This is a genomic window from Parafrankia sp. FMc2, from assembly GCF_041008525.1.
Classification (GTDB): domain Bacteria; phylum Actinomycetota; class Actinomycetes; order Frankiales; family Frankiaceae; genus Parafrankia.
Genome location: NZ_JBFLUG010000001.1, coordinates 15,222 through 33,719, shown reverse-complemented (window position 1 = coordinate 33,719; position 18,498 = coordinate 15,222). Strand labels below are relative to the sequence as shown.

The 18,498-nt window shown below is 72.3% G+C and carries 10 protein-coding genes; 5 read left to right on the top strand and 5 right to left on the bottom strand.

Going from position 1 to position 18,498, the window contains the following annotated elements:
• The first annotated feature begins 115 nt into the window (after nucleotides 1–115).
• Together AB1460_RS00115 and AB1460_RS00110 are read left to right on the top strand one after the other, a co-directional pair.
• A complete protein-coding gene (locus AB1460_RS00115; protein WP_368958478.1) occupies nucleotides 116–3,313 on the top strand; it encodes a hypothetical protein in 3,198 nt (1,065 codons plus the stop codon).
• A 342-nt stretch (nucleotides 3,314–3,655) separates the two neighbouring features.
• Nucleotides 3,656–5,086, top strand: coding sequence for an ABC transporter substrate-binding protein (locus AB1460_RS00110; protein WP_368958477.1), 1,431 nt, complete (start codon nucleotides 3,656–3,658; stop codon nucleotides 5,084–5,086).
• 72 nt (nucleotides 5,087–5,158) lie between these two features.
• Here AB1460_RS00110 and AB1460_RS00105 read toward each other — a convergent pair whose 3' ends face one another.
• The 4 genes from AB1460_RS00105 to AB1460_RS00090 are packed head-to-tail and all read right to left on the bottom strand — an operon-like array spanning nucleotide 5,159 to nucleotide 10,448.
• Nucleotides 5,159–5,755 carry a GTP-binding protein gene (locus AB1460_RS00105; protein WP_018638949.1) on the bottom strand — a complete coding sequence of 199 codons (597 nt, stop codon included), beginning with the start codon at nucleotides 5,753–5,755 and terminating at the stop codon, nucleotides 5,159–5,161.
• On the bottom strand, nucleotides 5,736–6,095 hold the full coding sequence (locus AB1460_RS00100; RefSeq protein WP_006541596.1) for a DUF742 domain-containing protein: 360 nt from the start codon (nucleotides 6,093–6,095) through the stop codon (nucleotides 5,736–5,738). The genes AB1460_RS00105 and AB1460_RS00100 overlap by 20 nt, the downstream gene beginning before the upstream one ends.
• Nucleotides 6,096–6,117: 22 nt before the next feature.
• Nucleotides 6,118–6,540 (bottom strand): roadblock/LC7 domain-containing protein, encoded by a 423-nt coding sequence (locus AB1460_RS00095; protein ID WP_018638950.1) that lies wholly within the window; start codon nucleotides 6,538–6,540, stop codon nucleotides 6,118–6,120.
• Nucleotides 6,537–10,448, bottom strand: coding sequence for a nitrate- and nitrite sensing domain-containing protein (locus AB1460_RS00090; protein ID WP_368958476.1), 3,912 nt, complete (start codon nucleotides 10,446–10,448; stop codon nucleotides 6,537–6,539). Before AB1460_RS00090 ends, AB1460_RS00095 begins: the two co-directional genes overlap by 4 nt.
• Nucleotides 10,449–10,860: 412 nt before the next feature.
• On the opposite strand from AB1460_RS00090, the gene guaA reads away from it, so the two are divergent.
• The 3 genes from guaA to pcrA all read left to right on the top strand — a co-directional run bounded on the left by guaA (nucleotide 10,861) and on the right by pcrA (nucleotide 17,576).
• Nucleotides 10,861–12,468, top strand: a complete 1,608-nt coding sequence (guaA, locus tag AB1460_RS00085; protein ID WP_368958475.1) for a glutamine-hydrolyzing GMP synthase — start codon at nucleotides 10,861–10,863, stop codon at nucleotides 12,466–12,468.
• Nucleotides 12,469–13,632: 1,164 nt separating this feature from the next.
• Nucleotides 13,633–14,910 (top strand): threonine ammonia-lyase, encoded by a 1,278-nt coding sequence (locus AB1460_RS00080; RefSeq protein ID WP_368958474.1) that lies wholly within the window; start codon nucleotides 13,633–13,635, stop codon nucleotides 14,908–14,910.
• A gap of 122 nt (nucleotides 14,911–15,032) precedes the next feature.
• Complete coding sequence (gene pcrA / locus AB1460_RS00075; RefSeq protein WP_368958473.1) at nucleotides 15,033–17,576, top strand: DNA helicase PcrA; 2,544 nt, start codon at nucleotides 15,033–15,035, stop codon at nucleotides 17,574–17,576.
• Nucleotides 17,577–17,677: 101 nt separating this feature from the next.
• On the opposite strand, the gene AB1460_RS00070 is transcribed toward pcrA, so the two are convergent.
• Nucleotides 17,678–18,415 carry a M23 family metallopeptidase gene (locus tag AB1460_RS00070; protein WP_368958472.1) on the bottom strand — a complete coding sequence of 246 codons (738 nt, stop codon included), beginning with the start codon at nucleotides 18,413–18,415 and terminating at the stop codon, nucleotides 17,678–17,680.
• Nucleotides 18,416–18,498: the final 83 nt, after the last annotated feature.

The following is an 18,498-nucleotide window of genomic DNA, read 5'->3' as shown; positions in this document are numbered from 1 at the left end:
CTCGTCGGCGAGGGCGGTCGATGAGCGGAGTCGACGAGGCTGCGACAGCGCGGTGCGGGCCTGGTGCCGGGCGACGCGGGCCCAACCATCGCGGTGGCAGGCGGGTGATTGATCCGTGACAACAGACAGCACGGACCGGCCCTCCGGCGGCCGTCGCGACGACGACTTCTTCGCTGTCGAGCGGGTCGGCGAACCCGAGGAGGCGGCTCCGTCCTACCGCCCGGCCCCGGCGTCCGGCGGCGGGTGGGACACAACGCCGTGGCCGTCCTCCGGTCCTGATGTCGGTGGCGGCGGTCCGGCAGGCGGTCCCGTGGTCGTCGGTGGCGGCCCCGTGGTCAGTGGTGGCGGCCCGGTCGTCAGCGGTGGCCCGGTCGTGGGTGGGGCTGGTGTCGTCGTCGGCGCGCCGAGCAGCGACCCGTTCGACGTCAGCTCGACGTGGAGTGGCCCGTCACCGCTGGCTGCCGGTCCGGCGGTCGAGGCCGAGACGCCCCGTGCTGTTCCTGACGGCCGTGGCGCAACCCCCGCTCCGTCCCACGCGGTTCCCCTGCCGCCGGGTCTGCCGGCCGTCGCGAGGCCTGACTCCGGGCCGCCGGTCACCGATGTGTTCGGCTCACCTTCCGGATACGGTGCGGCGCAGCGGGGCTACGTCGAGTCCACGCCCCCGCCGCGCTATCCGACCGAGCGTTCGCCCCTCCTGCCGGACCACCTGGTCACTCCCGCCAACCCGACCGGTCCTGTCGGTCCGGCAACCGGATCGGTGCGTATCGGAGGCGAGCCGAGCGGCTATCCGGGCTACGGCGCGGGCGTTCCGCAGCCGCAGCAGCCGCCACAGCCACAGCCGCCACAGCGGCAGCCGCATCCCGACACGGACCGGCCGCGCAGCGGTGGCCCGCTCCGCCCGGATCAGACCGGCGGATTCCCCCGGCCCTACCAGACCGGCGGGTTCCGCCGACCGGCGACCGGATACTCCGGCCAGCCCGAAGGAACCGGGCCTGGGGCGGCTGTCGACCCGTGGAACGGCGCGGGCTCGGGCACCGGGCAGCAGATGGGCGCTTCACTACCGCCCCGGCAGGGTCCGCCGACCGGCGGGCTGCCGCGGGTCGCGCGACCGCCGCAGGACGGCTACCCGACGAACCGCTCCGATCCGCCGCCTGGCTCTGGCTCCGGACCGGCGAGCGGCCCTGGCCCCTATGTTCTGGGCGGCGGCACTGGTCTGGGTGGCACGGATACCGGTGGATACCGCATCGGCGGCCCGGGTGGGTACGGCGTCGAGTCCGGGCCTGCCCATGGCTCGTCCGCCCCGTCGCCCGGTGGGCCCCTGCGCTCCGCCGGCGCCCTGCCACCCGGCGCGCCGTCGCCGGCGAGCCTGCCGCCGGGGAATCCTCCGCCAGCGAGTCCGTACCCGCTCGGCGGCCCAGCGGTCACCGGCGGAATGCCCATCGGGGGCGAATCCGGGCCGCGGGCCGGCACGGCTGGCGCCGCCGGATCGGGCAGCGCGATGCCACTTGGCGCAGCCGGCGGGCACCAGGCACTCGCGCCGGGCGGCACCGGAGGAGCCCACAGTGGTACCGGTCCGGCGCCGGCGCGCACGCGGGCCTCGCTTCCGTCCGGTTCCTGGTCCACCCCGTCGTCACCGGGCCTGCCGATGGCGGATCAGGCTGGTGAGCCACGCGGCGGTGAGGCGTCGGGCCCATGGCGCGTCCCAGGTCGGGACGTGCCCCAGGACTACCTTCCCGCGCGGCGCCGCGGTGCTGAGCCACTGCCGCCTGGCATGGATCCGCTGTCCGGCCCGCTGCCGAACGGGGTACCGGCCAGGGTGGACGGGCCAGGCTCGGGCCGGCCGGACCCGGGTGGTCCGGGCGCCCTGTCGGGGCCGTCCGGGCCTTGGCGCGCGCTGCCGGCCGGCGCGCCGATCGAGGACACGATTCTCACCGCGCGGCCGTCCTTCCGGCCGGGCACGGACGTCCCGGCACTGCCTCCGGGAGGCCCGGGAGGCCCGGGAACGGCCCCGTCCGGTGCCGGACCGGTCGCCGGGGTCGGGACGGGTCCGCAGGGTGCCGCGAGCCCGGCTGTCACCACGACCGGTCCGGGCCGCGGGAGGCGTCCTGAGAGCGCGGTCGAGATGACGTCGCTGGTCACCCGCCGGGGCCGCGGGCGGAGCGGGGCCGACCGGGACGAGGACTCGGGCTGGCAGCCGTCCCGCTCGGTGCGCCGCACCGGGCAGCGAGGGGTGCCGGCCGACCGTCGGCGCACCCCGAATCCGGTGACCGACACGGACAGTCTGCAGGCCGTCTCGACACCGGCGCCGCGGCGCGGGTCGCCCCGGCCGGGCGAGGCACGGGACGACGCCGGCCTGGACGAGACGGGGTCCGCCGGGCGCACCCGTACACCGCGCCGGGACCGGTCCGCCGCCGGCGCGCTGGACGTCGAGGATCTGCGCCCGGAGAACCGCCGGTCGGCGGCGCGCGGTGCGGGTCGTGCGGGCCGCCGCGGCCGGGACACGGGTGCCACCGACGTGGCAGGTCTGGACCGTGCGGACGGGCTCGACGGGCCTGACAACCGCGGTACCGGCAGCCGTGGGACGGGTAGTCGTGGCACCGGCAGCCGTGGGTCCGCCGTGCGCGGCGCTGGTGGCCGCGGTGACGGTGGCCGCGGTGACGGTGGCCGCGGCAGCGGCGGGACTGGTCCGCGCGGCGGTGCCGCGGCGGAGCGCCGTGGGACCCGAGCGGTCGGTGTGCTCGAACCCGCGGATCTTCACGACGAGCCGGACGAGAACTCCGCGTCGCCGGAAGCCGACCGGTTCGCCTGGCTCAAGCATGGCTGGATCGGCCCGCTGGCGATCGCCCTGGTGGTGTCGCTGCTCGTGGTCGGGCTGTACACGGTGCTGATGGGCGGGGACAGCGGCGAGGAGTCATCGCCGGAGCCGACGGCCCCGCAGGCCAGCCAGGTCGCCCAGGAGCCGACCACACAGGAGGCGCTGCAGGGCAGGGCCCTGGTCAACGGGACCTGGCGCTGCCGCCTGATGGTTGACGTGAACTCCGCCGGCGAGCCGCTGCCGGACGTGTTCGTCGTCGAGCCGACGGGGCTGACGTACCGGTGGAACAACACCCCGGGGGAGTACAGGATGGATCCCTCGCAGGGCGATAATCCGGACACCACGGTCGCCGCCGTTCAGTTCACCAGCGGCCCGCTCGCGGGAGTGTCCGGGGACAGCCTCGTTTCCCCCGGTCGCGGAGCGGGCGGCAGGGCGGAGGGAACCCTCTTCCTCCGTGCGGCGCAGAACCAGCCGGACCGGGCCTGCTACGTGAACTGATCCGCCTCCGTACCCCTCCGCCTCCGTACTCCTCCACCACACGGGGCGGGGTTCTCCCTCACGAAGTGTGCCCTTTGTGGAATGCGGGGGCGGTGTTGAGAGTGGGGCGGTGAGTGTCGGACGCGATCACCGTCAGCGCCGCGGATCGACCTCGCTGCGCTGCGTGAGGGCTTACCGGAGAAGCCCGACAAATGGGATCGGCACGCTATCCGATGTTCCTGGCGGCCCGCCGGTCCGCGGACCCGGTGAATTGCATTTTCCGGTCATGGGGCAGGATCGTGTGTCATGTTCTGGTCTGACCGTGTTGCTGGTGCCAGGCGGCGGCACGCCGCTCAGGAAATCTTGAACCACGGAGGTTCTGGCCTCCCTGATCCCGGCGGAGCGGACCTGGTCACGGCGCCGGAGAGCCCGGCCGGGCCCCGCGTCGAGATGCGTCCGGAGGGCTGGCGGCTGGTCGATCGCCGGGGCCTTCTCAAGGCGGCGGGAATGGCCGCGGCTGCGGTTCCGTCGGCTGCCCTGCTTGCCGCCTGCGGCGGTGGTTCGAGCGGCAGCGGCAGTCGTGCGGTGCGTATCGGCATGGTCAGCCCGCAAACCGGCGCACTGCGGAACTACGCCGACGTCGACAATCATGTTGTCGAGCGGATGCGGAACCAGTTCAAGGACGGCATCCGGGTCGGCAGGAACACGCTGCCGGTGGAGATCTTCGTCCGGGACGGGCAGTCCGACCGCAACAGAGCCGCCTCCGCCGCCGCCGACCTCATCTTCACCGACCGGGTCGACGTCGTTCTGGTCGGTGGCACTGCGGACAACGTGAACCCGGTGTCCGACATCTGCGAGGCACAGGGAGTTCCCTGTATCTCGTCCGCGGTGCCGTGGGAGGCCTGGTTCTACGCTCGCGGCGGTGATCCGCAGCGGCCGTTCGTCTGGACGTACCACCTCAACTGGGGCATGGCCGATCTGCGGGCGGCCTACCGGGGCATGTGGGGCCCGCTGGAGGTCCCCCGCAGCGTGGCGCTGCTGCTACCGCGGGACCAGGAGGGCGACGCGTTCGCCAATCCCGACTACGGTCTGCCCAAACTGGGGGAGGAAGGCTTCCAGATCGTCGGGAGGCCGGAGGATTACCGCTACAACGTGGACGCCCGCTCCTACTCGTCGATAGTGCGGAACATCGTCGAGAACGAGGTATCCATTGTCGCCGGCGTGCCCAACGTGACGGACTTCTCCGCGTTCTGGCGCGAGCTGAACGAGCAGAACTATCGGCCGCACATCGTGTGCCTGTCGCGGGCACTTCTCTTCCGCGACGACCTGCAGGCCTTCGGTGTCGCTGCGAAGGGATTCTCGACCGAGGTGGGCTGGTCCCCGCGGCACCAGTTCCGCAGCTATCTCACCCAGCGTACGGCGGAGGAGATCGCGGCCGAGTACAACGACGACAAAGGGCGGCCCTGGCCCCCGATCCTGGGGTTCACCCACGCGATGTTCGAGGTGCTCGCGCAGGCACTCGTCACCGTCGAATCCATCGACGAGCCGCAGGGGATCGCCGATGCGATCTCCAGGCTGCAGCAGGCCCGCACTGTTGTCGGCCCCGTCACCTTCGGGGACCAGGCGAAACAGCTGCCGAAGAACGTCGCGAGTGTCCCGCTGGCCGGCGGGGTGTGGACGCAGCAGAACAACGAATTCGGCCTGCACGTCGTCAGTGCCACCACCCCCGGGCTCAACGTCATCGTCGAGCCTGACCAGAGGATGATTGACCTGCAGGCCGAGGAGGTCAACTGACGTGCGGGGCGGCCGGTCCCGGTGACGCAGACGGCGTGGGGGCAGCGGGGCGGTCGACCCCGCGGCCTCGGGTCAGGTACGCGCCGCCGCGCGCGTCATCGTGTGCTCGACCACCGCGATCAGGGCGGTCTTGGTGGAGTCGCGGTTGCGGGCGTCACAGGTGATGATCGGGACGGCCTGGTTGATCTGCAGTGCCTCCCGGACATCCTCGATGGAGTGTCGCAGGATGCCGTCGAAGCAGTTCACCCCGACGACGAACGGCAGCTGGCGCTGCTCGAAGTAGTCGACGGCGGCGAAGCAGTCGGCGAGGCGCCGGGTGTCGGCCAGCACGATCGCGCCGATGGCGCCACGCACGATGTCGTCCCACATGAACCAGAACCGGTACTGCCCGGGCGTCCCGAACAGGTAGAGGATCAGGTCCTCGTCGAGGGAGACACGGCCGAAGTCCATTGCCACGGTCGTGGTGGTCTTGTCCACGAGGTGTGTGAGGTCGTCGACGTGCGCGCCGGCCTCGGTCATGACGGCCTCGGTGCGCAGCGGGACGATCTCGGACACGGAGCCCACGAACGTCGTCTTGCCGGCGCCGAACCCACCCGCCACCACGATCTTGACCGAGGTCGTGGCGACGGCGGAGTTGACCCGTCGGTGGTCAGAGCTTTCGAAGGCCACTGAGAACCCTTTCGAGCAACGCGAGATCCGGCGCCTCATCGCGGTCCGGCTGCTGGTGGACGCGGACGAAGCCTTCGTCCGCCATATCGCCTACCAGGACGCGGGCGACCCCGAGAGGCACCCTCAGACCGGCTGCGATCTCAGCGATTGACCGCACCTGCCGGCACATCGCGGCGATGGTCTGCTGCTCCAGGTTGAGGCTTAGTGCCCGCTCCTCACCGAGCGGGGTCGTGAAGACGAGTGCCTCGATGGCGAGCTCGTAGCGTGACCGAGTTCGCCCGCCGGTCATCGCGTAGGGACGGACGACCGGTCCGGGCGCGTTCTCGGGATCGATGCTCACCCTGACTCCCTGGACTTACCGTTCACCGCGGAAGCGTCCCTTGCAGCTCGGCCCGCAGGGCCGGCGTGAGGACGTCCTTGGCGCGGCTGACGAGCAACGCCATCTCGTAGCCGACCAGCCCGATGTCGCAGGACGGTGCGGCGAGGACGGCCATGCTGGCCCCGTCACTGATGGCCATGATGAACAGGAAGCCCAGCTCCATCTCGACGACGGTCTGCGTCACCGCGCCGGCCTCGAAGACCCGGGCGGCGCCGCCGGTGAGGCTCACCAGCCCCGACGCCACCGCGGCGAGCTGGTCGGCCCGGTCCCGGGGGAAACCGTCCGAGACGGCCAGCAGCAGTCCGTCGGCGGAAACCACCACGGTGTGGGCGACGCCCGGAACCCGGTCAACAAAGTTGTTGATCAACCAGTTGAGGTTCTGGGCCTCGGAACTCACGGGTGTCACCGTTCCTCCTGCGCATCACGTCGGGGGTTTCTCGTGGTGTCAACTCCGACATCACGTCCCTGCCGCACGCCCTGGTAGAAGCTGGCGAGCCGGCCACCGACGGCCTGTGGGGAGCGTGTCGCCGCCGGCTCGGGGGGACGCCGGCTGGGCGCTGGTTCGGCGCTGCCGGGCACGAGATGGGTCATGGGAACTCGAACCGGGAGTCCGGACCGGGTGGTGCCGCCGGCAGTGGGCTGGCGGAGCTGCTCCGCAGCCTTCCAGCCCTCGTCGCCCGCGGACGACCAGGATCCGTCCGGCGCCTGCCCGGCGGGAGCCATGGGCTGCGGACCGGTCTGCGGCACCTGGCGGGGAGCCTGCGCCGCGGCGGCAGGGACCTGCACGCCGGGGCCGGGGCGGCGGATCCCCCGGCCGGGGGAGTCCAGTGCCGGCTCGCCGCGGAGCGGTGACCTCGGTGCGCCTGGCGGCTGGATGCCGGTGCCCGGTCGGGCGGGAGCCGGTGGCTGGGCCCGCCGGGGCAGCGGTGTGGCCTGGACGGGCGGGCCCGCCGGTGCCTGCCCGCGGGCCGGCGCGGGGCGGCCCGCGGCAGCCCGGCCGTTCACCGCGCCGTTGCCGTTGCCGTTGCCGGCGCCGTTCGCGGGTGACGGGGTCTTGCGCTGGAACCAGGCCGACACCGAGTCGAAGATCGGCGTGGTGAAGGTGTCGTCGCCCTCCAGCTCGCCCGTCGCCGTCTCGCCGGTGTCCTCGGCGCGCCCGAACGTGGAGCTCTGGTTCGGGCCGGTCTCGCCCGGGCCGATCTCCCGGTTCCCGCGGAAAGCCGCAGCCAGGCCCGGGCCGGTGCGCGGGAACGGGTCACCCGTGTCGGGTGCGGGCCGCCCGGCACCGCGGTTGAACACTCCGCCCGGGCGTGACAGCGCGTCGGTGTCAGGCTCGCTGTAGACCTGGTTCGGCCCCGAGGGCAGCCCGATCTGCAGCGGGCCAGACAGGTCGTCCCCACCTCGGACGTCCGCGGGCGGGTAGCCGTTGGAGTCGGTGAGCCCTCGCCCGGCGTCCGGGACCCGGTTCGGGCCGGACCGGTCCAGGTGCCCGGGGAGTTCCAGCGGGCCGGTGTGCTCCCGGGGACCGGTGAGCTCCTGCGGGCCGGTGTACCCGCGCGGGCCGGTGTGCTGCTGCGGCCCGGTGTGCTGTGGGCCGGTCTCAGCCCGCCGCCCGCCGGTCTCCAGCGGGTAGGTGTAGGGGTGCTCGCCGGTGTGCGGCCCCTCGGCGTAACCGCCCTGGTCGTAATCGCCCTGGTCGTAGCCGGTGCCGCCCCGGGGGGGCAGGGAGCCGGAGTCGAAGGCCTCGAGCGGGTACTCGGCGGAATCCTCGGGACCGGTACGCCCCTGGTCGGGGAAGCCGGCAGGCGGGCCGGCGTCGAACCGGTCGGGCCCGGTGGAACCGGGCCCGCTGCCGGAGTCCCGGGCGAACTGGCCGTTGCGCCCGGCCCGGTCGTCCCGTTCGCCCCAGCCGCCCCGCTCACCGCGGCCAGCCGGTTCGGCGGAGTCGGGCCGGGGCGGGCGGGGCCCACCGAACAGCGATGCTCCGCCGGGGCTGGTGAAGCCACCGCCCGGTGCCTGCCCGAACCCGGCACCGTTGCCGCCGGGGGCAACGGACGAGCCACCTGCGGCCGAGGCGGTCGCCGGGTCGACGATCGGGTTGAAGTTCGTGGTCTGCAGGCCCGACCCGATGCCGTTGCGCTCGGGCGCGGGTGGAAGCGCGGGCGGACCGGCGGGGCCACGGCCGCCGGCCGAACCGGCGTCCCGCCCGTTCGCGGGGGCGATCGCTGCCGGGCGCGGTCCGCTCGGCAGTGCACCGCTGTCGCCGGTGACCAGCTTGGCGGGCAGCCGGACGACGGCGGTGATACCGCCGGAGGCGGATTCGCGCAGCTGGACCCGGATGCCGTGGCGGCCGGCCAGCCGGCCGACAGCGAACAGACCCATCGTCCGCGAGACGGAGACGTCGACGACCGGCGGGTTCGCGAGCCGCTCGTTGACCCGTTCGAGCTCCTTGGCGGGCATGCCGATGCCCTGGTCCTCGATCTCGATCATCGCGCCGGCGCCGGGGCCCAGCGAGTGGCTGGACACCGCGACGTCGGTGACGGGCGGCGAGTAGGAGGTGGCGTTCTCCAGCAGCTCGGCGATCAGATGGACCACGTCGCTGACACCGCTTCCGGCGATGGAGACCGGCGCCGCGCCGGTCTGCTTCACCCGGGTGTACTGCTCCACCTCGGAGATGGCGGCGAGGACGACCTCGTTGACCGGCACCGGGTGCGTCCACCGGCGTGCGGTGTCCGTCCCGGCGAGGACGAGCAGGGATTCGTTGTTCCGCCGCATACGGGTGGCGAGGTGGTCGAGCTTGAAGAGGTTGGCGAGCTGGTCCGGGTCCTGCTCGCGGTTCTCCAGGTCGTCGATCAGGCGAAGCTGGCGCTCGACGAGGCCCTGGCTTCGCCGGGAGAGGTTCACGAACATCGCGTTGACGTTGTTCCGCAGGACAGCCTGCTCGGAGGCGAGCCGGACCGCCTCGCGGTGCACGGCGTCGAACGCCCGCGCGACTTCACCGATCTCCTCGTCGGAGTCGATACCGATCGCTTCGACGTCGTCGTCGAGGGTCTGGTCGGTGGAGTCACGCAGGCGGCGGACAGCCTCGGGCAGTCGGCGCCCGGCGACATCGAGGGCGGCGGTCCGCAGCGAGAGCAGCGGCCGGACGAGTGACCGGGCGACGACCACGGCCGCGAGCAGCGCGGTGGCGAGAATGAAGACGATCAGCAGACCGGAGAGCAGGGCCCCGCGCTGGATTCCGCCGCGCAGCTCGTCAACCCGGTCGTCGGCGTCGTTGACCAGACTGGCGCTGACCTCGTTGCTGCGGTCGAGGGTCTCCTTGGTCACGCGCGCCCACTTGTCGGACGCGGGCGCCGCCGGTGTCGTCAGTGGCACGTCCGTAGGAGCGTCGAGAATCTGCTCCGTATACAGAGCGGTGAGCGCGATGTCCGGATTCTCAGCGCTGACATTGTCACGGTAGGTAGCGAGCTGGGCGGGCGTCGCATCTCTCTCGAATGCGCGAATCAGTTCGGTGCGCTGCGAGTGGGTGGTGAGGAACTCACGGTAGTCGTCGGTCGAGAATGGCTGCGCACCGACGATGACGCCGTGCGCAAGCGCCTGTGCGTTGGCGAGTTCCTCGTCCGCCCGGACAAGGTGATCATTCGCGTTGACGCTGGTGAGTAGTTCCTGATCGTCATTTCCCTGCGGGATGAGGATCACGAGGTCGATCAGCGAGTCGATGATCGGCTTGTAGGCGGTGCGCACCGAGTCCGGGTCCGCGATCCGCACGATCGAGGTACGGATGCCCTCGATCCGGCCCAGTGCCGTGTCAGCGTTGACCAGCGCCTCGTTGACCTCCGGGCCGAAGGAGCCCCGGCGGCGGTCGGCTGCGCTCCGGTAGCCGGCGAGAGCGTCGTCCACCGCGGTCTGCAGGACCTCCACCGACGGCGCGACGCCGCCGGGCCGGGTGGCCACGAAACTGGTGGTGAACGTCCGCTCCTGCTGCAGGGCGTAGATCAGAGGTGCGGCCGACCTGTTGATCTCGATGAGATCGCGGATTCGGTTGACATCACGCGTGCTGGTCAGAACCGACGCCGCCTGGATCGACGAGTTGACCAGGATGGCCACGACCGGTACGGCAAGAATTGCGATCAGTTTGGTGCGCACCCGCCAGTTGGTCGGGTCGGTCACCAACTGGCGGAGGCCGCGGCGGCCGGATCTTTCCGGGCGCGGCGGCATGGGGGGCTGGTCGTCGTGATGCCCGTCGCCTTCGACGGGCGAACCAGCAGCCGGCATCGGCGGCTGATCTGCGGCCATGCCCGTGGTGCTGGCCATCGGTTGTCTGCGCACGTACCTTCGCAACCTCTCCGCCAGCCTCCCGGAACAGGTCGTACCAGGATGGCTCGGTATCGGGGCCCGGATGTCCCTCACAACGCACCTTAGCGGTACAGAGTGAGCACCCGAAAGGCGCCTACCGTACGCCCGTTGTGGAGCGCGGGCCAGTTGTGGCGGTTTGCCGTCCACGTTTGTCACCGATGCCCATCTCTGCGGGCACTGTCAGTCGGCCGATGCATCACTCACCGGTGCCCTTCTCCGACCTTTGCGATCCGATCCGGGCTTCATGGTCTTCGGAGGTGGTTCGCCGGCTGGTTCGTCCGGGCGCTCCGAAGACACGTCCAATGTGGCGGCAGTGCCGGCGGTCGTGCCACCCGGCGCGGGCCCGCCGCGGGCTCCGTACGCTTGATGGGTGAACGAGTCACCTCGTGGCAGCTATGGCTCCACCGATGCACATCCCGGATACGACACGGTTCTCGTGATCGACTTCGGTGCGCAGTACGCCCAGTTGATCGCGCGCCGCGTTCGTGAGTGCCATGTGTACTCGGAGATCGTCCCGTGGGACACGCCGGTGGCGGAGATCCTGGCCCGCCGTCCGGCGGCGCTGATCCTGTCGGGGGGCCCGAAGTCGGTGTACTCGCCGGGTGCGCCGCGGGTCGATCCGGCGCTGTTCTCCGCCGGGGTCCCCGTCCTGGGGATCTGCTACGGCCACCAGGTGATGGCCCAGGCGCTGGACGGAACGGTCGCCCGCACGGGTACCGCCGAGTACGGCGCGACCCGCCTGCGCGTCGACGACCCTGGCGTGCTCTTCGCGGATCTGCCCACCTCGCAGCAGGTATGGATGTCCCACGGCGACTCCGTGACCGGGGCCCCGCCCGGGTTCCGGGTCACCGCCTCCACCCCGTCCACGCCGGTCGCCGCGTTCGAGGACCCCGCCCGCCGGCTCTACGGTGTGCAGTTCCACCCCGAGGTGGTGCACAGCGACCGCGGGATGGACGTCCTGCGCCACTTCCTGCTCGTGGGTGCGGGCTGCCGGCCATCCTGGACGATGCTCAACATCGTCGACGAGGCGGTCGCCTCGGTACGCAGGCAGGTCGGCGGCGGGCGCCTCATCTGTGGGCTGTCCGGTGGAGTTGACTCGGCGGTGGCCGCCGCCCTGGTACAGCGCGCGGTCGGTGACGCCCTGACCTGTGTGTTCGTCGACCACGGGCTGCTGCGCGCCGGCGAGGCGGAGCAGGTCGAGCGGGACTTCGTCGCCTCCACCGGCATCGACCTCGTGCATGTGAAGGCGGCCGACCGGTTCGCCGCGGCGCTGGCGGGAGTCACCGACCCGGAACAGAAGCGCAAGATCATCGGGCGGGAGTTCATCCGGGTCTTCGAGGAGGCCGCCCGCGAGCTCGACGCCCGCGCCGCCGAGACCGAGGGGGCGCACATCGGTTTCCTGGTGCAGGGCACGCTCTACCCGGACGTCATCGAGTCCGGCTCGCCGACGGCCGCCAAGATCAAGTCGCATCACAACGTCGGCGGGCTGCCGGACGACCTTCAGTTCGCCCTGGTGGAGCCGCTGCGCACGCTCTTCAAGGACGAGGTTCGCCGGCTCGGTGAGGAACTCGGACTGCCCGAGGACATCGTCTGGCGGCAGCCCTTTCCCGGCCCCGGCCTGGCCGTGCGGATCATCGGCGAGGTGACGCCGGAACGGCTCGACATCGTGCGCGCCGCCGACGCCGTGGTGCGGGAGGAGATCCGCAAGGCGGGTCTCGACCGGGAGATCTGGCAGGTCTTCGCGGTCCTGCTCGCCGACGTCCGGTCGGTGGGGGTCCAGGGCGACGAACGGACCTACGGCTGCCCCGTGGTCCTGCGCGCGGTGACCAGCGAGGACGCGATGACGGCGGACTGGGCCCGGCTGCCGGCGGCGCTGCTCGAGCGCATCAGCAACCGGGTCGTGAACGAGGTACCGCAGGTCAACCGGGTCGTCTACGACATCACGTCGAAGCCGCCCGGCACGATTGAGTGGGAGTAGCGAACAGCTTGCCGCCGGCGGCTCGCGCAGGCCTGCGGGCGGCCGGTTCGCGCGCCTCCGCACCCGCTTCGGGCCGCGGCTGTACCGCCGCCCGCGCTGCCGCCGCACCGCTGCTCCGTACCGCTGTTGCCGGTGCGGCGGTGGTGCGGCGGCAGCGCGGCGACACCTGGCTGCGCCGGGCCGCGCGCGGCCCGGCCGGGGCACGGGGGCCTCGCCGGAACCGTCACCAGGGCGTATGCGGTGATGTGTTGCGTTGGGAAATACATGTTTCGCCATTGCGGTGGTCAGTGTCGGTCAGTGCCGCAGTCGTGGATTTCGTGCGGATGCGGCCGCTGGCGCCCGATAGCGGCTGCCAGGGCGCGCGTATTGTGGCCGCGGTCCCGCCGGGTGTGCGGTAGGTCCCGTCCTGCCGGGTGAGATGCCGTGTCCCGGCGGACGGGTGGCCGGCTGTTCGGTTGTGGTGGGGTCATCGGGATCTGCGCACTGCGCGGTGGCTTCCCGTGGGTGTGTCCGCCGCTCATTCTCGCGTCGGTTGGTTGCGGGTTCGGCCCCTGGTTCACACGGCGTTCGTGGCGCGATGATTCACGCGCAGGCTCGCCGCTTGTTGGCCGCTCGGCATTGTCACTCTATGCGCCGGTAACGGCTCACTCGTTGTCGAACCGGACATTAGGGATAATAGGCCCCTAACGTCGGAGTTGTTGACATAGAGCAACCTCTCTTCTCTGCTTCGGCGCCAATATCGCCCGTCCCTCGAGCACTGGTCGTCGTAGGCGCTCGATCAGGTGTCGGGCTGGTGGGCCAGCCGTCCCCCGTCCACGTGGGCGACGGGCGAACCACGGGGGTGACGGGCGAACGCCTGGCGCGGGCCACGGTTCCGCGCGTGCTGGCCGGCCAAGATCGGTGCGAGCTGGGCACGCGGCCCGGCGCCGGGCCGAACGGGCGCCCGTCCAGGCAGTACGTGCGCGGATGGGCGTAGGCCTGGTTTGACTACGTCCCCGCCGCGGCGCACCCTGGAGAGGTGCCGCGGTCCCTCATGGTGATTACGTAGGCGCGCGACCGCCCCGAGCGGGTCGCGCGCCGAGCCCTTCCGCCCTCTGGCGGGGGGCTTTTTTGTTTGCCGCGGCCGCAGGTGGAGGTGGCCGCCGAGCCACCAGGAGAGTGTTGATGACATCACCATCGGTACGCCGGCCGTCGGTCGTTGCTGCCCCGGCGTCCCCCGCGGACGATCCAGGCGGCACGGATGATGCCGACGGCGCCGGAGATCGCCAGGGCGGAGCGGCGGTCGCCTCCGCCCGGATCAGCGTGCGGGTGGGTCTGCCCCGCCCGGACCGTGCACGCCCGGCACAGTCCGCCTGCCATGCGCTCGGCGCACGCACCGGCCCCCGCGGGCGGGACAACGCCCTCCGTTCGGTCGGCGGGGACGTGCTGCCGGTCGATGCCGCCGACGTGCGGGCAGCGGCGGCCCGCCTGAGCGGTGTCGCGCGCCGCACCCGGGTCGTCGTGGCCCCGGAGATCACCGGGGACCCGGGCTCACCGGTGTGGCTCAAGTGCGAGCACGAGCAGCACACCGGTTCGTTCAAGCTGCGTGGCGCCTACAACCGGATCGCTGCCGCGGGCCCGCGGGCCCGCGCGCGGGGGGTGGTGGCCGCGAGCGCGGGCAACCATGCCCAGGGTGTCGCCTTCGCCGCTGCCCGGTTCGGCGCCGCCGCGACGATCTTCGTGCCGGAGGGCGCGAACCCGGCGAAGGTGGCCCGGACCCGCAGCCTGGGCGCTCGGGTCGAGCACGTTTCGGGAGGCGTGGACGCCGCCATCCGCACAGCGGCGGCCTACGCCGCCGACAGCGGCGCGTTCCTGGTGCACCCGTTCGACGACGAGGCGGTTGTCGCCGGCCAGGGCACGATCGGCCTGGAGCTCCTGGAGCAGATCCCGGACCTGTCGACCGTGATCACCGGGGTGGGCGGCGGCGGCCTGCTGTGCGGGCTGGCGGTGGCGATCAGGAACCAGCGCCCGGACGTCCGCGTGATCGGTGTCCAGGCGGCCGCCGCGCCCGCCTTCGCCGCCTCCTTCCACGCCGGCAGCCGCCTGACCGTGCCGCCCGGGGGCAGCGCGTCCGGTACGGCGGCCGGCGACGGCCGCGAGCAGCCACCGGCGGGCACCATCGCGGACGGGATGGCGGTAGGTGCCCCCGGTCGACTGACCCTCGCGCTGGCCGCACGACTGGTGGATGACGTCGTCACGGTCGACGAGGACGCCTTCTGGGACGGGATGGTCGTCCTGCGGCGTGCCGGCCACCGGGTGGAGCCCGCGGGTGCCGCCGGAGTCGCCGCACTCCTGCGGATGCCGCACCTCGCCTCCGGGCCGACAGCCGTCATCCTTTCCGGTGGCAACCTCGACCCGGCTGTCGACAGGCGGGTCGCGGCGCTCGCCGCGCGGGTGGGATGAGACCCGGCCGCCGGGGCCGGGGCCGGCCGTGGAAGTGTCGGACCCGCCCGGCATCATGACGCGGTGGCCGGCCTGACCACGGCGTCGGGCGGTTCGTCCGTCGAACGTACGATCGAGGTCTGATGAGCACTCTTTTCGACGACACCTTCGGCCCCGGGGGCCTGGTCGACGGCGGTTCGCCAGCCGGCCCGGCGGCTCCTGCCGGCCCTGGGCCGCGTGGTGGTGCCACAGGCGGTGACCGGCCCGGCCCCGGCTTCGGTCCGGCAGTGCTGGAGGCCGGCGCGGGCCGCCCCCGACCGCCCCACCTCGACCCCGACGAACTGCTGGAAGGGCTCAACCCCCAGCAGCACGCGGCCGTGGTGCATGCGGGCGCCCCGCTGCTCGTCGTCGCCGGTGCCGGGTCCGGTAAGACCCGGGTGCTGGCCCACCGGATCGCCTACCTGCTGGCAGCCCGGGGTGCGCGGCCGGGGGAGATCCTCGCGATCACCTTCACGAACAAGGCCGCCGGCGAGATGCGGGAGCGGGTCGAGGCCCTTGTCGGCGGGCGGGCCCGGGCGATGTGGGTCAGCACCTTCCACTCGGCCTGCGTGCGCATCCTCCGCTCGGAGGCCAGCCGCCTCGGTTTCGGTTCCTCCTTCTCCATCTACGACGCGGCGGATGCGCAGCGCCTGATCACTCTGGTCACCCGGGATCTCGATCTCGACCCCAAGCGGCACACCGCCAAAGGGCTGGCGGTGGCCATCAGCGCGCTGAAGAACGAGCTCGTCGACTGGGAGGCGGCCAGGGACCGGGCAGCGAACCACATCGAGCGCACCGTCGCCGAGGTGTACGCCGCCTACCAGCAACGCCTCATGCAGGCGAACGCGCTGGACTTCGACGATCTGATCATGACCACGGTCAACCTGCTCCAGGCCTTCCCGGACGTCGCCGAGCACTACCGCCGCCGGTTCCGGCACGTGCTGGTCGACGAGTACCAGGACACCAACCACGCCCAGTACGTCCTCATCCGCGAGCTCGTCGGCCGGCCGGGCCGGGCAGGTGCGGCCGACTCGGGCGACCCCGAGGCCGAGGCCGGTGCCGGTGCGGTCCCGCCGTCTGGTGCGGTTCCTCCGGCGGAGCTGTGCGTGGTCGGTGACGCCGACCAGTCGATCTACGCGTTCCGCGGGGCGAACATCCGCAACATCGTCGAGTTCGAGGAGGACTTTCCGAACGCGGCCGTCATCCTGCTGGAGCAGAACTACCGGTCCACCCAGACCATTCTCTCGGCGGCCAACGCGGTCATCGCCCGCAACGCCCAGCGCAAGCCCAAGCGCCTGTGGTCCGACGCCGGTGACGGTGAGCGGATCGTCGGGTTCGTCGCCGACAACGAGCACGACGAGGCCGCCTTCGTCGCCGAGGAGATCGACCGTCTCGGCGACGAGAAGCTGGCCCGGCCGGCAGACGTCGCGGTCTTCTACCGGACGAACGCCCAGAGCCGCGTGTTCGAGGAGATCTTCATCCGGGTCGGCCTGCCCTACCGGGTCGTCGGCGGTGTCCGCTTCTACGAGCGGCGTGAGGTCCGTGACCTCCTCGCCTACCTGCGGGTACTGGCCAACCCGACGGACACGGTGAACCTGCGGCGCATCCTCAACGTCCCCCGCCGGGGCATCGGGGACCGCGCCGAGGCGATGCTGTCGGCCTTCGCGGAGCGGGAGCGGATCCCGTTCGCGGAGGCGCTCACCCGGGTCGACGAGGTGCCCGGCGTCGCCGCCCGGTCGGCTCGCTCCGTTCGGGACTTCGCCGCCTTGCTCGACGGCCTGCGCGAGCTGCTGCCCGAGGGCCCGCTGGCGGTGATCGAGGCCGCGCTGGAGCGGACCGGCTACCTTTCCGAGCTCGTCGCCGAGGACACGATCGAGGCTCAGGGCCGGGTCGAGAACCTGCGTGAGCTGGTCGGGGTTGTCCAGGAGTTCGCCGAGCGGCGCCCCGAGGGCACTCTCGCCGAGTTCCTGGAGCAGGTGTCCCTCGTCGCCGACGCGGACCAGATCCCCGACGACGACGGCTCCGACGGGGTGGTCACGCTGATGACCCTGCACAGCGCCAAGGGGCTGGAGTTCCCGGTGGTCTTCCTCACCGGACTTGAGGACGGTGTGTTCCCGCATCTGCGTACTCTCGGCGACCCGACCGGGCTGGAGGAGGAGCGGCGGCTCGCCTATGTCGGTGTCACCCGCGCCCGCGCCCGGCTGTACCTCACCCGGTCACAGGTGCGCAGCGCCTGGGGGCAGCCGGCGTACAACCCGCCGTCGCGGTTCCTGGGTGAGGTCCCCGAGTCGCTTGTCGACTGGCGCAGGCTGCCTGAGCCGGCCCCGGCCCCCGCGGGCGGCCGGTTCTCCAGCGGCTCCGGCGGGTCCGGCGGCTTCGGGTCCGGTGGCTCCGGGTCCGGGTCCGGGTCAGGTGGGGCAGGGCCCCGGCCGCAGAACTCCCCGTTCGCGGCGCGGAGCGCCCGGCCGGCCAGCCGCCCCATCGTCGACCTGAGCCCCGGCGACCGGGTCACCCATGACACCTTCGGCCTCGGCGTCGTCGTCGCGACCAGCGGGGTCGGTGACTCCCGCCAGGCGAAGGTGGACTTCGGCTCCGGCACGGGCACGAAGGACCTGCTGCTGCGGTACGCCCCGGTGGAGAAGCTCTGACGGACCCTGGCCTGGCTGGTCGCGGGGCGCCCCGCGACCAGCCAGGCCAGGACCGGCGGGGTCGTGGTTCACCGGCTGCCCCGGGGCTGACGGCCCGGCGGTCAGTAGTGGACGCCGTGGCCGGCGAGCCAGGTCAGCGGGTCGACCTTGGTCCCGTACTGGCCGTTCAGCCGGACCTCGAAATGCAGATGCGGCCCGGTGGACCTGCCGGTGTTGCCCTCCAGGCCGATCTGTTGGCCGGTGGCGACCTCCTGGCCGAGACGGACATCGATACGGGAGAGATGGCCGTAGCTGGTGACCACGTTGTTCTCGTGCATGATCTGCACGAAGTTCCCGTATCCCGTCTCCCAGCCCGCATAGATCACCGTCCCGCGATGCGCGGCGTGGATCGGTGTTCCGTGGGCGGCGCCGAAGTCCACCCCGATGTGATGGTTCGAGCCGCCGAAGCCCTGGGTGATCCGGGCCTCGATGGGGCGCACCCAGCGCGCCGCCTCGGCCCGCTCCGCCTCCGCGGCGATCGCCGCGTTGCGCTGGGCCACCACGGCGAGGGCCTCCCGGCCGACGATCTCGTCGCGGGCCTGGAGCAGGTCACCCAGCCGGCGTTGCGCCTCCGCGGACTCGCCGTTGGCGGGGCCGCCGCCGTGCAGATCGTCCGTGCCGCCGGCGGCGACCACGACCTGCGTGGTCACGGCGGTGCCGCCGGCCTGCACGCTGCTGCCGGCCGAAAGCAAGGACGCTCCGACCACGGTGCCGGAGGGATTGGCCTCCAGCTGCGCCGGCGCCTCGGAATGCGCGATGCCGGTCGTATTGATCATGGCCAGGCCGATGGTGGAAACCACCGCCGTGGCAACTCCTGTACGCCGTAGCTGAACGGCGGCGAATCCCGATCTTCCGGGCACGGACGCGCCCTGCCCGTCAACGG